We start from the raw sequence: 16,029 nt of genomic DNA, 5'->3' as shown, positions 1-16,029 counted from the left end.
CAAAAAATCACCTTTCTATTTACGAAGGTGATTACACAACATTCGGTCTATTACCAATTTTTCCTATTATCTTTTTCGATGAAGTTCAGAATAAAAGCGCGCTCTATAGGCAAAAAAGAGTATGAAAAAATGCCTAAATTAGGCATTTGAAAGGTTATTAATATCCACCTTTAGATTCTTTTCCTTCAATAATTGCTACTGAACGACTTGTTCCGAATCTTGTTGCTCCAGCTTCATACATAGCGATTAAATCATCCATGTTTGAAATTCCACCTGCAGCTTTAATTAATAATGTGTCTCCACATACGCTTTTCATAACTTTGATATCGTTTAAGTTAGCACCTCTAAAGCTAAATCCTGTAGATGTTTTGATAAATTCAGCTCCTGATTTCATAACGATTTTTGTAGCTTCTCTAATTTCATCTTCAGTTAATAAAGCTGTTTCGATAATAACTTTTAATACGTGTGTTCCACATGCTTCTTTAACTTTTTTGATATCGTTTAAAACATATTCATAGTCACCTTGTTTAAATCTACCGATGTTAATTACCATATCGATTTCATCTGCACCGTGTTCGATAGCTAATTTAGCTTCTTGTGCTTTAGCTTGAGTAATCATAGCTCCTAGAGGGAAACCAACTACTGATGTAATTCCTACACCTGTACCTTGTAATTTTTCAGCAACATATTTAACTCATGAAGAGTTTACACAAACAGTTTTAAAATCGTATTTAACAGCTTCATCGATTAATTTGTCGATGTCTTTTTTTGTAGCTTCTGGTTTTAAGTATGTGTGGTCGATCATTTTGTTGTAATTCATAATGTATCCTTTTTCCTTATTTTAATTTATCTAAAATAATTTTATTTTCAACTTTTTCTTGGTTGAATTTGTATCCATTCTTAAGTTCTTCAACTAATTCAACATCAATTGGGTTTGAAGAGTAAAGAGTGAATAATACATCACCTTTTTTAACTGCTTCGTTAGTTTTCTTGTTAAGAGTAATTCCGGCTTCAAAGTCGATTGAATCTTCTTTAGTTTTTCTTCCTGCTCCAAGTTTCATTGAAACAATTCCGAATGTTAATGCATCAAAGATTTCTAAGTATCCTTCTTGATCTGCAATAACTTCTAATTTATATTTAGGGTTTCAGAATGTTGGAGATTTAAGTGCTTCTACATCTCCGTGTTGTACTGTAACAAATTCGTAGAATTTGTCTAAAGCTCTACCTGAATCAACAGCATCTTTTACCATTGCAAGAGCTTGTTCGTGATCTGTAGCAATTTTAGCTTGTTCTAAGATTGTAGCACATGAAGAGTAAACTAATTCGTTAAAGTCAGCAGGTCCTTTACCTTGTAAAGTTCACATTGCTTCTAAAACTTCATTTTTATTTCCGATTTCTCTACCGATTGGTCTAGACATGTTTGTAATTTCAGCTCTAACATCAACATTTAGTTCTTTACCGATGTTAATCATTGTACGAGCTAATTCACGAGCAGATTCAAGGTTTTTCATGAATGCACCATTACCACATTTTACGTCAAGTAAAATAGCATTTGAACCTGTAGCAAGTTTTTTAGACATAATTGATGATGCAATAAGAGGAATAGATTCAACTGTTGATGTAACATCTCTTAAAGCATATAATTTTTTGTCAGCTGGCACAAGTTGTGCACTTTGTCCTATAACTGCAATACCGTGTGTTTTAACTTGTTCAATAAAGTCTTTTTCGCTTACTTCTACTGTAAATCCTGGAATAGATTCAAGTTTATCAATTGTTCCACCTGTGTGTCCTAATCCACGTCCACTCATTTTGGCAACTGGAGCTCCACAAGCTGCAACAATAGGTGCTACAGCAAGTGTTGTTTTATCTCCAATTCCACCTGTTGAGTGTTTGTCTACTTTAATCCCTGGGATAGCTGATAAGTCAATAACATCACCTGAGTGCATCATGTATTTTGTCATTGTTGCAATTTCTCTTGATGACATACCGTTAAACATAACAGCCATCAAGAAAGCACTCATTTGGTAATCTGGTGTTTCGTTTTTTACATATGAAGTAATTAAGAATTTAATTTCTTCGTTTGTTAATTCTTTGTTTAAACGTTTTTTTTCGATTATATCTACTACACGCATAATTATCTTGCTAATTTAAGAGCAATCTCCATCATTTTTGTAAATGCGAATTGACGTTCTTCAGCAGAAGTTTCTTCATGTGTAATAATGTTGTCACTGATTGTTAATAAACAAGCAGCTTCTTTACCTGTTGCTTCAGCGTTTGTGAATAAAGCGTATGATTCCATTTCAACACATAATGATTGTGTGTCTTCAATTCTTTTTTCTACTGGTACAACTGAGTAGAAAACGTCTGATGAGTGAACTCTACCAACTGTAAGTGGTGTTCCATTTTCTTTAGCAATAGCTTTAATTTCTTCGTTTAATTTAGCTGAAGGTGTAGCAACAACTCCTTCTTTTCCTAAAGCGATTCTTCTGAATGCATCAGCATCAGCAACAGCTTCTGAAGCAAGAACAACTTCGTATAATCCTAAATCAGCTTTGTATGATCCTGCTGATCCAATTCTAACAATTCTGTCAACATCGTAGAATTTGAAAAGTTCGTATGAGTAAATTCCGATTGAAGGACATCCCATTCCACTAGCAGCAACTGTGATTGGTTTTCCTTTGTATGTTCCTGTGAACATAAACATATTTCTAACTGTGTTAACAAGTCTGTATCCAGGGTCTAAGTATGTTTCAGCAATAAATTTTGCTCTTAATGGGTCTCCTGGCATAATAACTGTTTTAGCAATATCTTCTTTTTTTGCATTAATGTGTGGTGTCATAATTAATAACCTCCTATTTAATTAAATTAAAATGCTTATGACATTTGGACTTTAATAGTCAATATAATTTTAACACTTAAATATTAAAAAATAAGGTTTTTACACCCTTATTTATTTATAGGATTTTTGAATGTTTCTAGCAAATTTTCAACCTGCTAATTAAATTTTTAATTTAATTAAAAATGTAATCCAGAATGCTTCTAGATTACATAAATTTAAGCTTTATTTAGCTAATTCTAAAGCTATCTCCATCATTTTGTTGAAGGTAAATTGACGTTGCTCTGCTGATGTGTGATCTTTTGTAATTCAGTTTTCACTAATTGTAACAATAGCTGCTGCTTTCTTTCCTAAAGCTTCAGCAACAGTAAATAGAGCATGAGCTTCGTTTTCGACACAAATTGCATCAGTTTCAGCTATTCTTTGTTCAAAAGGAAGAATTGAGTAAAAAGAATCTGTTGTATGTACTCTACCACCTTTAACTTCTACATTTTGTTTTTTAGCTATTTCTAAAATTTCATTTCTAAGTTCAGCATCTGGATAAGAAAGTTTTTCTTCTTTACCTAAAAGAAGTCTTCTAAATGAAGTTGAATCAGAAATTGCTTCAGTAGGGGCTACAATATCATAAAGTTTTAAATCAGCTTTATAAGAACCAGCTGATCCTGTACGAATAATTCTATCTACATCATAAACAGAAAATAGTTCGTAAGCATAAATACCCATTGAGGTAATTCCCATACCACTAGAAGCAATTGTTATTGGTCTTCCTTTGTATGTTCCTGTAAAAATATAAGCATTACGTACTGAAGAAACTAACTTGTAACCTGGATCTAAGTAAGTTTCTGCAATGTATTTAGCTCTAAGTGGATCTCCTGGCATAATAACTGTTTTAGCTATTTCATCTTTTTTAGCACTAATATGTGGTGTCATAAAATCTCCTGTATTAATATTAAATCTAAATCAAATTTTAATAGTAATATAATTCTAACACTTACCTATCGTATGTATACTAATAAACTTCATTTAATTAACTTTTTTCCACATATTTAATATCTTATTTATTTATAAATAAGAGTTTTACAGCATATTTGTGGAACGAATAAATCATTTCCACAAATATGAGCTAAAAGCAAGTCTCTACAGCTTAAAATAATATAATTCAATAAGAAAGAAGACAAAATGAAATGAAGTAGAAAGCTAAAATTTTTATCATTACCGATTGTTGGATTATTACCTTTAAGTATGCTGGCTTGTAGTAAAGAAGAACATAAAAACAATTGAGGGAATCTTGTGCTTAAGGACGCTAAAAAAGCAGAACTTTTCAGTTCGATATATCCAAGTTTAATTAATAAAGAACAATATAAAGAATATTTTAAAGTGGACAATCTCAATACAAAATATTTTAAGAGCTATGTCCTAGATGGATTTGTACCAGATGATGAAAAAGGAACATTAAATATAAAATTATCCTTAAGCAAAAATGATTCTAACGATATAGAAACAAAGAATCTTGTTTATAAAGGTTTCAGACCTATAAGCAAGTGAGAAAAGGAACAAAAAGATAGAGAATTAAATTTTGCTCCTGCTAAAGGAAAAGAAATAGATAAGTTTCTAGATTATTTAAATTTAGAATCAATTAAAAAAGACTTTGAGATTAAAAATTACTTTTATTTTGAACCACAAAGCAAAATGCTTTACGGCTTGATAGATAATGGAAAATTACCTTTATTAAGCCAAAAATTAGATCTCTTAGAAAATGAAACATTAACTAATGAAGAAATTGTTCTAGATGCAAATAATTTATTTAATACTTCTAAAAAAATACTTTCAAGTGCTGATTTAAGTCGGAATGAGTTTGTTATGACTTATAGAATAGCAAGCACTAATGAGGGTAAAGTGTATCTTTCAGATCTTAAGTCATCAACTATTGTTTTAAGTCGAACACCTAAAGATGAAAATGAAGTGGATTCAAATTTAAACTTAGTTGATGAATCTGAATCTGGATTCGACAATTCTATAACTGAAAATTTATTTGAAATAAGTAATGATTTTGCTAAAAATAAAGAAGCCATAGTGAAATATTTAAAGGAAAATGCAAATTTAAAGATAGTTCCTATAATAAAAGGGGATGAATTATTTGATGTTTTAGTATGTGCTAATATCAATGGGAAAGATATAACGATACTACATGCAAATGATAATCTACTTGAATATGAATTTTATATTGTAAATCAAGAAAAACCTGCACTACAAAATGGTGAACCCAATTATTTAATCACTTGTAAATTTAATCCAGAAACAAATGAATTAATTCTTAAATATAAGTTGGCTTTTGGCAATATTAATCAATTACAATATTTCAGCAATAATCACAATGTTGCATACTTACTTAAATAAATTTAAATTTCTATGCTATTAGCATAGATTTTTTATATCTTCTATAAAAAATGTGGAACAAATGTGGAATTTTTTTCCATTTTTACCCATTTTCTATATAACGATAATGGAAAGTATTACAATTAAATTGAATGACAAAGGGAGAATAAGAAAATGAAAAAAATTAAAACTATTTTATTAACTTTAACAGGAGTAACTGCATTAGCAGCTCCTATGATAGCAATTTCATGTAACAATGGAACTAAAAAAGAAGCAGAAAAACCTGCTCCAGAAAAAACTGATGTAAAAAAACCAGCACCTGAAACATCTACTCCTGAACCTGCTGATGGGAAAAAACCAGCTCAAGGTGGAACAACAAACCCAGGGGATGTAAAACCTGCACCTAAACCAGTTGATGGAGAACAACCAGCCCCAGAAAAAACACCTCAAGCTGATCCAGCTGTTAAAACACCAGCACAATTAGTTGAAGAAGAAACTAAAAAAGTTCAAGTAAATTTACCGAAAGCTTTTATGGAAAATGTTGATGCTTCTAAAGCAAAAGTTAATGCAAGTGCATTAACAACAAGTAAATTAAATCTAGCTGGATATGATACAGAAAAATATGATGCAACAGTTTTAAGTATTGCTGCAGATAATCCAGCAGGTACATTAACAGTTAAATTTGAATTAAAACTAAAAACTGATAACAAAGTTAAAGCAGAAAAATCTGTAGTTATTAAAGGCTTCCATTCCGTACCACAAGAAGATGTTGATGCATTAAAACCACTAACAATAGGCGAAATAACATTAACAACAAATCAAAAAGATATTGAAGCTGCATTTAAATTAATCAGTGAACAAAATGGACAAAAACAATTAAGTTATTATTTCTCAGAAAGCATTCTTAATGTAAAAGACCCTAGTGAAAGAAATAAATATGTGAACCTTACAGAAGGTCATATATATATAAGAGACTTAAAATTACAGCTTGCTTCAGCAAATAAAATTGCATTTAGAAATAAGAAAAATTATCTAACTCCTTCCGGCTTTCTTGATATTGTAAAATTTGACCAAGAAAAACGAGAATTAACAATTCAATATAGAGTTGTTAAAGACATCAACCATATATATACATTCTCAAATCCTTATGAATTAACTATTAAATTTGCAAAACCTGAAGCTACACCTGTTACAACACCAGCTGAAGGTGGAGAAAAACCTGTAGAAGCAGGAACTAATAACTCTACAGGTTCAACTGAAACAGGAAAAGATACAACATCTGGAACAGAAGAAACACCTAGTGCAAGACCAGCAGCTTAATATAAACCACTACAAATCAGGCTCAATTGAGGGCTTGATTTTTTTTAAAAATAAAAAATCTGCTAAGCAGACTATTTTTCACGAATAATTACTTCTCCAGTATCTAAATTATATATATCACTAGGCTTTCCATTAGGCTGACAGAAATCATAAACATTGGAAACTTGTGGAAATACTTTTGAGACTTGCTCCAAGGTTAAAACAGCTTGTCCTGAAATATTTGCACTACTCATATAGATAGGGCCATTTGATATTAAATAAGCTTGAAGAGCAGGACAATTTGGCATTCTAAAGCCTTGATCATTAACAACTATACTTACTCCTCCAGGTCATTTTTCTTTAGCAAGTTTAGTTGCTTCTTTGTTTCATTGTGGAAAGGCTTGTGCTTGAGCAAGAGAGCCGACTAAAATCATTATTTTTTTACTTTTAGGTCTTTGTTTAAGTTCATAAAGTAATTCAAGAGTTGTACCGTTAACAGGACCACCTATACCACACACTGTATCAGTAGAACAAATGATGATATCTTTGTATTTATTATGTTGCATTTTGCTACCTTCTTTTTAATGCTATTGTTATTTTACTTCTAAATAAATAAATCGAAAACATTTATAAATAAGGCTAAAAAATGTAATTATTTATAAATTTATTTATAAATAATATTATAATAAATGCATATGAAAAAGGATAAATTTTTAATAGTATTTTTAACAATCATTACACTAGGATTAATTTGAATTAAGTGAAGTAAACAAATTAAAAAAGAAAAAAACACAATTTATCAAAACGATAAATTGCCTTTTAAATTTAGTGATTTTTTAATTTGCTTAGGTGATGATAATATTGCTAAAGTTGAGACTAGATTAAATCGTATAAACATTGGTGTTAAAGATATTAAACTAGTTAAATTACAAGATTTAAACAAATTGAAAGGAATTAGTGGAATTGTTGCTCGTAGCAACGGAGTATCTCTTGTTTTAGGTGAATATACACAAGTCGTATACAAAGAGTTACAAAAATTAATTAAGTAAGGAGGGTATGATGCAAGAACAAAACAAATACAAAATTGTGCTTGATAACTTGCTTGATATTACACAAAGTGATTCATCAATATTTACTCGTTTAAATGATAAATATTATATGGATCTTTATCAACTTGTAGGTGAAAAGAATATTGAGACAATTTTTAATAATGAAACATTTCAAGTATCAGCACTTGATGATAGTGTAGTAGAACACATCAAGCGCATTTTAAATATTTCAAACTCAGAAAATTTAGTTCAATATATGGAATCTCATTCTGATGATTTTCAAAGATTAGGCATTAGATTTAATAGTGAAAACATCTACGAAAATTATGAACATAACAAAGAAAAGATTTTAAACCAACTTGAATTAAAGGTGCAAAAATCAATTCTTAAGTGAAAAATTTTAAATGATAAAGTCACAAACATTCTTGATGAAACTAATATTTGACCTTTACACATAGGTTTCTTATTTCTTTCTCTTAAAAAAGATGATCGTGTTATTTATGCACCTTTATTCCTAAAAGAAGCAAATATCACTTTTACTAATGGTAAACCTATTATTAAAAGTGATGGCGATATCAAGGTTAATGAAAAGTTACTTTTCTTCTTAAATAACAATGAATTTAATTTAAGTATTGATACAGACTTTAAAGATTATAAGATTTCTTCATTGATTTCTAAACTTCGTCAAGATTGAGAAGGGTTATATAAAATACCTGAAAATCTTGCTAGTGAGTTTGAAAGATTTACATATGAAGATATTACTAATGAAAACATTAGATTCTATCCTGGAGCTGTTTTAGGTATTTATCAACCTTGAGGTGGTTACTCACGAAATCGGATGAAGGATATTATCCTAAATAACGAAATGGATGATATTATCAAAGTTGAATTTAACAAAAATGTCTATAAAGAAGTAATTAATAAATTAATTTTTAATCCTAATTTAACACTACTTAGAATCACTGAATCTAACTTATCTCAAGATAAGGCGATTGTTTCGGCATTAAACCAAAACACTGTAATTTGAGGTCCTCCTGGAACAGGTAAATCTCAAACAATCGTTAATTTACTTGCTAATATTCTATTCTATGGAAAAACAGCTATAGTTGCTAGTCAAAAGAAAGCTGCTTTAGACGTTATTAAAAACAGAATGAACTCATTAGCACCATTTTGTTTATTTATCCTAAATACTAAGGATATGAATAGAAAAGCATTCTATAAGCCTATTAAAGAATATTTAGATATGCTTGAAAACTTTAATGATTCAAGAAAAATTGAATCTATTGGAACTATTACAAAACGTGAGCTTGAATTTATTTCTCAAGCTTCTGAATATTTAAATGATGCTTTAGCTCAAAATGTTTTAAAAGCATACTACTATATTGCACAACATAAAGACAATTTTGACTTTGTAAAAGATATGGAATTCATCTTATCTCTACCTAGAGATATAAAATATCCAAAAAATCCTACACATTGTCAAACAGCTAAAGAATTACTTAAGATTTCTCGTTTAACATTCTTCCCATTTGTTAAAAAGTACTATGAATTAAGAAAAATAGGTAATGAAATAGATGGTAGAATGCCTAATTTTGATGGCTCATGAGCTGACTTAATGGACTTTATTATCAGCATCGGATTTAATAATGTTGATTCTGAATATTCACCATTTAGAAGACTTAATGAATTAATTAAATTAAATGCTGATATTGCACATAAACCATTAATTTCTAATGAAGAAGCCTTAAAACAAATCATTACTGAAAAAATCTTTAACAGAATTAATAATTTTAACGAAGACCAAAAGCGTCTTTACCGTGAGTTTGCTCAATCAGTTAGAATTAATAACCTAGAGCCATATCGTTTCGTTAAAAAATACTCAGAAATGATTAAACTAATTTATCCTATTATTATTGCAACACCTAACACAGATCTTTCAGGATGAAAGAAACAAGAATTTGATTATGCTATTTTAGATGAATCAAGTCAAATTTTTATAGAAAATGCCCTTCCTATTTTATATTTAGCTAAAGTAAATATTTTAGCTGGTGATACAGAACAAATGAAGCCAAGTAACTGATTTGGTGTTCGTTATACAGACGATTCTATCTTCGGACAAGTTGAATCTGTACTTGATTATGCACTTTCTTTAGGTGTACATTCAATTATGCTTAATAAGAACTATAGATCTAATCATGCATCTCTTATGACCTTTTCTTCTAGAAACTTCTATCAAGGACAATTAGATGTTTTAGATGCAGCTAGTGTCTGAAATAATGATCCAATCGAGGTTTATGAAGTAAATGGAGAGTGAGATAACAATCGAAACTTAATGGAAGCTCACTTAGCTATTGAAAAAGTAAAAGAAAACCTAGACAAATATAATAAAATTATCCTTCTTTCATTCAATGCTAAACAAAGTGATTACTTAACTAATGAAATTTATAAAAACCACCATGATTTAGAAGATGCTATCGCTTCAAAACGTCTATTAATAAGAAATATCGAAAACATTCAAGGAGATGAAGCTGACTTAGTTGTAGCAACGGTTGCTTACGACAAAAATACTAAGCTAAATTCAACTTATGTATGTAGACCGGGTGGTAAAAATGCCTTAAACGTAGCAATATCACGTGCTAAAGACAAGATGATTGTTATTAAAACAATAAAATCAAGTGATATTGTTTCTCAATATGAAATGAGTGAAGATATGCGTATCTTCAAGAAATGACTTGAATTCTTAGAAAGAACACCTGAAGAACGCTTAAAGATGCTTAAAAAATCATTTGATACAAAACATAGTGCTATTTCTAATACTTTTAATAAGGATCAATGATTTAAAGATATTGTATTTGAAAAAATCAAGGAAGTTGTTGCTTCAAATCCAAGATTTGAAATCTTTAAAGACTATACTGTAGGTTCAATTGATATTGACATTGTAGTTACATATAATAAAATTCCTTTCAAATGTATATGCTTTGATACTTTTAACTATTCAAACTCAATTGAAAAATATGTTGTCCTATATGATGCTATTAAATTCCTTAAATCTAAGAAATATGATGTTACTGTAATTAATCCTATTTCTTGAATATATGAACAAAACAATGTTGAAAAATGATTTAACACTAAAGAAATTAATAGCTTTGAAAAATCTTCTTTATCAAATAAAACAAACACTTATGCAATCAATAAAATTGAACTTGAGGAAGATAAACAAACTCAAACAAGCAATGTTATAGGGCTAAATGTAACTGAAGAACAGCTTTCAACATCTACTGTAACATTAAAAGAAGATACAACTACTACATCAATTCAAGATGAAATCACTGAAGAAATCGAAGAAGAAACCTCATTTGAAGAAGAAAATGAGGTTCATGATGCAGAAGATGAAATGCTTGAAACTAAAGAACTAGAAGTAATTGGCTCTGAAGACCAAAATGACTTTGATGCTTATGTTGTAAGTGAAGAAGAATTTGCTTGAACATCAGAAGAAATTAAAGAAGCTAATGAGCAAGACTTAGAAACTTCAGAAGAACTTGTTGAAGAAGTACAAAAAGAAAATGAATTTGAAGAAAATCAAACTTTAACAGTAGAAGAAGATAATAATCAAGTTCAAGAGTCTGAAGAAATTCAAGATGACAGTGAGTTAGACTTAGAAGAAAGTTTCGTAGATCAATTTGAAACTGATTTTTCAGAATTAGGAATTGATCTTTCTAAGTTAGAAGAAAAAATATCACTATATGCTAGTGATAAAATTCAAAGTGAACCACATAGCGAACTTTCAAACGATGAAGAAGATGCTAATCAAATTTCACTAGCTATTGAAAATACAGCTGACCAACTTACAAAAGAAGTTACTCAATTTATTAAGAAAGTTGAAAATAACGAAGAATCTATGTCTGATTCAAATGAAACATCAATAGAAGAAGAATCTTCTTGAGCTAGTGAAGATGAAGAAGACTTAGCTGATGATGAATTTGTAATTAACTTTAGTTTTGACGATGATGAAGATGAAAACAATAGAACACAAGTAGTCTTACATCATGATTTAGAAGAAGACACACTTGCTAAAGTTGCTGAAGCTGAAAATTCAGTTAAAAGAAATACTAAATTAAGTGATAGACCAAGTATACATGATGCTACAGCTGAATGAATTATCGAATCCGTAGATGAAGAAGAATAAGGAGGATAATATGGATACTTTACAAATACTTAACTTCTTATCCAAAGATGTTAAATTAAAACTAATTATTCACCTATATACTTGCCATGAACGTGAATGTGATGTTAATGATTTACTAAATTCATTACAAGAAAAACAACCTAATGTTTCTAAACACCTAGGTAACCTAAAACGTGCCGGAGTGGTTAAAATTAGAAAAGAAGGTGTGGCTAATTACTATTATTTAGATCCTGGATTTGTTTCTAAATACGGAGTACTAATTGAAGAAATAATGTGTTTAGTACAACAAGATGTTTACCAACAATATGCCTGCAAATGTTTTAACGATGGACATGAGCAAGTACACGTGCACCGTGATGAAGAATGTATTTTAAATAATCATGACAAAAAGTAAAGAGCAAAGAATTATAAAGAAGGTGAAAAGTAAAACGCCTTCTTTATATCATTTAACTAAAGGTGCTCGTTGGTATGCGATCTTATCTATTATTTTAGTAATTGCTGAAGTTCTTATGCAAGTATTCATGCCTCAAATCGTAGGTAGTGTTATTGATGAAGGAATTAAGCAACAAAACAAACAAATCGTTATTGATAAAGGTCTAATTCTAATTGGATTAGCTCTTGCCTCTCTTGCTTCCGGTATATTAGTGGCTTTTGTCTCAGGAAAAGCTGCAACCATATTTTCTAAAAATATGCGTCATGCAATTTTTGCTCAAGTGCAAGAGTTCTCATTCAATGACATAGACAAATTTAGTAATGGGGTAATCTTAAATCGTTTAAATAATGATGTTAATAATATACAAATGGCTTTTATGATGATAATTAGAGCTTTTGTACGTTTACCTTTCATGTTTATAGCAGCTATTGTTTTTGCTATAAAAGAATCTCTTAATTTATCTGCAATTTTCTTAGTATCTCTACCACTAATTGCAGGATTATTCCTTGTTATTTGATATAGCTCATATCCTAAATATAAATTACTTTATAAAGAATATGATGCTTATAACCAAAAAATTCAAGAAAATCTAAATGGTATGAGAACTATTAAATCATACGTAACAGAAAAATCTGAAGCAGAAAAAGTTTTAACACTTGCTAATAAGCTTAAAACCACAAATACTAAAGTTGATAAAATAGTATCTTGAAACACACCAGTTATCTTAGGAACAATCTTTATGTCTGTGGTTGCTCTTGGAGGTATTGGAACTAGACTTGTACTAGGAAATAGTATTCAAATAGGTTCTATAGTAGCTTTTGGTTCTTATATCTGAATGATTTCAGGTTCCTTAATGGGAATTATGAATGTGCTTGGAATGGTTTTAATGGCTATCCCTAGCGTTAAACGTGTTAAAGAAATCATTAATCACGAACCAAGCATTAAAAATGCTGAAAATGCTATTAAAGCTAACCTACAAGGTGGAATTACATTTAAGAATGTTACTTTTAAATATCACGGTAATAATCAACCTAGTTTAAAGAACATTAATCTAAATATTAAACCAGGTGAATCTATTGGTATTATAGGTGAAACTGGTTCAGGTAAAACAACCTTTACTTCTCTTATTGCTAGATTTTATGATCCTCAAGAAGGAGAAGTATTCTTAGATGAAAACAACATCAAGGATTTAGAATTACATCGTACTAAAGAACAAATAGCTCAAGTTTTCCAAGAATCTATCCTATTTAAAGGAACGTTACGTGAAAATATGCTTTGAGGTAATGCTAATGCAACCGATGAAGAAATTTATGAAGCATTAAAACAAGCTAATATTTATGATTATGTAATGGGACTTGATGAAAAACTGGATTATCCAGTTGCGCAAAAAGGTCAAAACTTTTCTGGTGGTCAAAAACAACGTTTATGTATAGCACGTGCTCTAATTAAGAAACCTAGAATCTTAATTTTAGATGATGCTACATCAGCTGTTGACTTTAAAACTGAAGCTAAAATTAAACAAGCAATTAATGAAATTGAAAATTGTACCAAAATCATTATTGCTCAAAAGATTAACTCAATTAAAGATTGTGACCGTATCCTAGTATTTGAAAATGGTGAAATCAAACATGTAGGAAGTCATAAAGAACTACTAAAAGAATCAAGCTTTTATGCTGAATTATACAATGCTCAACAAGCGATGGGAGGTATAAGTGAAATCCTTCAATAATAATGTAAAACCAGTATACAGCAAGCTTTCTAAAGCACAACAAAAAGCAACTTTTGGTAGATTAATTAAAATCTTATGAAGAGATAATAAATGATGATTAATTCTAGCTGGTTTATTAATTGTTTTCTCAACAGTTGGTATGTTATACCAACAAGTCTTTATCGGGAAAATTGTTGTAGGTTTATTCCTAGAACCTGCACTTAAAAATGGTTTAACAGTTGATACATTCAACTGAGATCAATTCTACTTAATGCTATTTGGATCAGTTGCTTTATTCTTATTTAGTATATTTTCAGGATTTGCAGCTAATAGAATCATGATTAATATAACTTATAAGACTATGACAAATATGCGTACAGATTTATATCGCCATATGCAATCTCTTCCAATTAAGTTCTTTGATGATAACGCTAAAGGGAATTTAGTTTCACGCCTTACTGCTGATATTGATACATTAAGACAATTTTTATCTAAAACATTCCCTTCAATCTTACAATCATTAATTATTCTTACAGCTTCTATCATCATTATGCTTGTATTAAATTGAGCACTAAGTTTAATAATGATTAGTGTTATTATTCTTATCTTTATTGCTTCTTTTGTAATTGGAAAATTCTCTTCTAGAGCATTCATTAAACGTCAAAAACAAATAGGAGAATTAACAGGATATGCTGAAGAAATTATTAGTGGGCTAAAAACTGTTAAGATCTTTGGACAAGAAGAAAATGCAATTAAGCAATATGACAAAATTAATTCAAAATTAGCTAACGTAAGTTTTAAATCAGAATTTTGAGCTAGTGTTATCTTCCCTACGGCTCAAAACCTAGGCAATATAGCTTATGCAGTTGTGTCTATTTTTGGTGGTATTATGGTTATTAATACTCTAGCAGCTGGAAATGGAGCTACAGCTGGAGCTTTAGCTGGATTAACACTTGGAACATTTATTTCATTCACACAATTTGCTAAATCATTCTCAGGTCCTGTTTCTTCTATGACACAAAATGCTAACTCAGTTGTTTTAGCTTTAGCAGGAGCTAACAGAGTATTTGATATCATGGATCAAAAACCTGAAATCGATGAAGGAAAAATTACTCTTGTTAGAGTAGAAGAAGCTATGGGTAAATATATAGAAGTACCTCTTGCTGAAAGTTATGGTAAGTTTGCTTGAAAAATACCTGTAGGAAATTCTTTCGAATATAAACTTCTAAAAGGGCACATTGAATTTAAAGATGTAAGCTTCAAATATGGTACCGAATATACTTTAAGACATATTAGTTTTGAAGCTTTATCTGGACAAAAAATAGCTTTAGTAGGAGCTACTGGAGCTGGTAAAACTACAATAACAAGCCTTCTTTCAAGATTTTATGAAATTAATGAAGGTGAAATCTTATATGATTCAATTCCTATTAAGCTAATTGAAAAAGATTCATTACGTCGTTCTCTTGGATATGTACTTCAAGAAACTGTTTTATTTAGTGATAGTGTTAAAAATAATATCGCTTATGGGTCAGAAGGAATTAATGAATTTGTTCTTAATGATGTAACTGAAGCTGCTCACTTAAATGGTCACATCGATAAATTAAACGATAAGTACGAAACTATTTTAGTAAACTCGGGTTCAAACTTATCACAAGGACAAAGACAACTTGTTTCTATTGCTAGAGCAAGTTATAAAAACCCTCCTGTATTAATCTTAGATGAAGCTACATCTAATATTGATACACACACAGAAATTATTGTAGATAAAGCCATGAATAAGCTTGTGATGAATAGAACTTCATTCATTATAGCTCACAGACTTTCAACTATAGTAAACGCTGATAAAATCATTGTTTTAGATCAAGGACAAATCCTTGAACAAGGTACTCATAAAGAACTGCTTAAAGCTAAGGGTGCTTATTGATCCTTATGACAAAATGCATCAGCTAATAAAGAATAATTTTAACTTCTGTAATCTTTTCATATAGTATAGAAGTTAAGCTATAAATTAACTATTTAATAGGTTCACTATCAATTTAAGAATAGTGAGCCTATTTTTCATTTTTTCTTTAAAAAACTATTCAGAATCAAACTTTATTTAAAGAGTCAAAATTGAATTAAAATCAAAAAGTAAAATAATGA

The 16,029-nt window shown here is 29.7% G+C and carries 12 protein-coding genes; 7 read left to right on the top strand and 5 right to left on the bottom strand.

Annotated elements, in window-relative coordinates:
* Positions 1-157: 157 nt before the first annotated feature.
* The 4 genes from deoC to deoD (ACX1M8_RS01395) all read right to left on the bottom strand — a co-directional run bounded on the left by deoC (position 158) and on the right by deoD (ACX1M8_RS01395) (position 3,766).
* Positions 158-820 (bottom strand): deoxyribose-phosphate aldolase, encoded by a 663-nt coding sequence (gene deoC, locus ACX1M8_RS01410; RefSeq protein WP_458616942.1) that lies wholly within the window; start codon positions 818-820, stop codon positions 158-160.
* 16 nt (positions 821-836) lie between these two features.
* Positions 837-2,132 (bottom strand): pyrimidine-nucleoside phosphorylase, encoded by a 1,296-nt coding sequence (locus ACX1M8_RS01405; protein WP_458806970.1) that lies wholly within the window; start codon positions 2,130-2,132, stop codon positions 837-839.
* A gap of 2 nt (positions 2,133-2,134) precedes the next feature.
* Positions 2,135-2,839 carry a purine-nucleoside phosphorylase gene (deoD, locus tag ACX1M8_RS01400; protein ID WP_458797733.1) on the bottom strand — a complete coding sequence of 235 codons (705 nt, stop codon included), beginning with the start codon at positions 2,837-2,839 and terminating at the stop codon, positions 2,135-2,137.
* Between the two features lie 222 nt (positions 2,840-3,061).
* Positions 3,062-3,766 (bottom strand): purine-nucleoside phosphorylase, encoded by a 705-nt coding sequence (gene deoD / locus ACX1M8_RS01395; protein WP_458836646.1) that lies wholly within the window; start codon positions 3,764-3,766, stop codon positions 3,062-3,064.
* 249 nt (positions 3,767-4,015) lie between these two features.
* Here deoD (ACX1M8_RS01395) and ACX1M8_RS01390 point away from each other — a divergent pair, with 249 nt between their 5' ends.
* A complete protein-coding gene (locus ACX1M8_RS01390) occupies positions 4,016-5,233 on the top strand; it encodes a lipoprotein 17-related variable surface protein (protein ID WP_458797731.1) in 1,218 nt (405 codons plus the stop codon).
* Between the two features lie 153 nt (positions 5,234-5,386).
* Positions 5,387-6,532, top strand: coding sequence for a hypothetical protein (locus ACX1M8_RS01385; RefSeq protein ID WP_458806967.1), 1,146 nt, complete (start codon positions 5,387-5,389; stop codon positions 6,530-6,532).
* Positions 6,533-6,603: 71 nt separating this feature from the next.
* On the opposite strand, the gene ACX1M8_RS01380 is transcribed toward ACX1M8_RS01385, so the two are convergent.
* Positions 6,604-7,077 carry an L-threonylcarbamoyladenylate synthase gene (locus tag ACX1M8_RS01380; RefSeq protein WP_458806966.1) on the bottom strand — a complete coding sequence of 158 codons (474 nt, stop codon included), beginning with the start codon at positions 7,075-7,077 and terminating at the stop codon, positions 6,604-6,606.
* Positions 7,078-7,200: 123 nt separating this feature from the next.
* Here ACX1M8_RS01380 and ACX1M8_RS01375 point away from each other — a divergent pair, with 123 nt between their 5' ends.
* Genes ACX1M8_RS01375 through ACX1M8_RS01355 form a run of 5 tightly spaced genes read left to right on the top strand, consistent with a single transcriptional unit; the run spans position 7,201 to position 15,847 of the window.
* Positions 7,201-7,560 (top strand): PTS sugar transporter subunit IIB, encoded by a 360-nt coding sequence (locus tag ACX1M8_RS01375; protein ID WP_458836645.1) that lies wholly within the window; start codon positions 7,201-7,203, stop codon positions 7,558-7,560.
* 10 nt (positions 7,561-7,570) lie between these two features.
* Positions 7,571-11,746 (top strand): AAA domain-containing protein, encoded by a 4,176-nt coding sequence (locus ACX1M8_RS01370; protein ID WP_458836644.1) that lies wholly within the window; start codon positions 7,571-7,573, stop codon positions 11,744-11,746.
* A 10-nt stretch (positions 11,747-11,756) separates the two neighbouring features.
* Positions 11,757-12,140 carry an ArsR/SmtB family transcription factor gene (locus tag ACX1M8_RS01365; RefSeq protein WP_458836643.1) on the top strand — a complete coding sequence of 128 codons (384 nt, stop codon included), beginning with the start codon at positions 11,757-11,759 and terminating at the stop codon, positions 12,138-12,140.
* Entirely contained in the window at positions 12,127-13,908 is a 1,782-nt protein-coding gene (locus tag ACX1M8_RS01360; protein WP_458836642.1) for an ABC transporter ATP-binding protein, read from the top strand. The genes ACX1M8_RS01365 and ACX1M8_RS01360 overlap by 14 nt, the downstream gene beginning before the upstream one ends.
* Entirely contained in the window at positions 13,892-15,847 is a 1,956-nt protein-coding gene (locus ACX1M8_RS01355) for an ABC transporter ATP-binding protein (protein WP_458810581.1), read from the top strand. The genes ACX1M8_RS01360 and ACX1M8_RS01355 overlap by 17 nt, the downstream gene beginning before the upstream one ends.
* The last annotated feature ends 182 nt before the right edge of the window (positions 15,848-16,029 follow it).

Source organism: Mycoplasma tracheobuteonis (assembly GCF_054456995.1).
The sequence above is the reverse complement of the archived record's forward strand: the minus strand, read 5'-3'. Positions and strand labels throughout refer to the sequence as shown.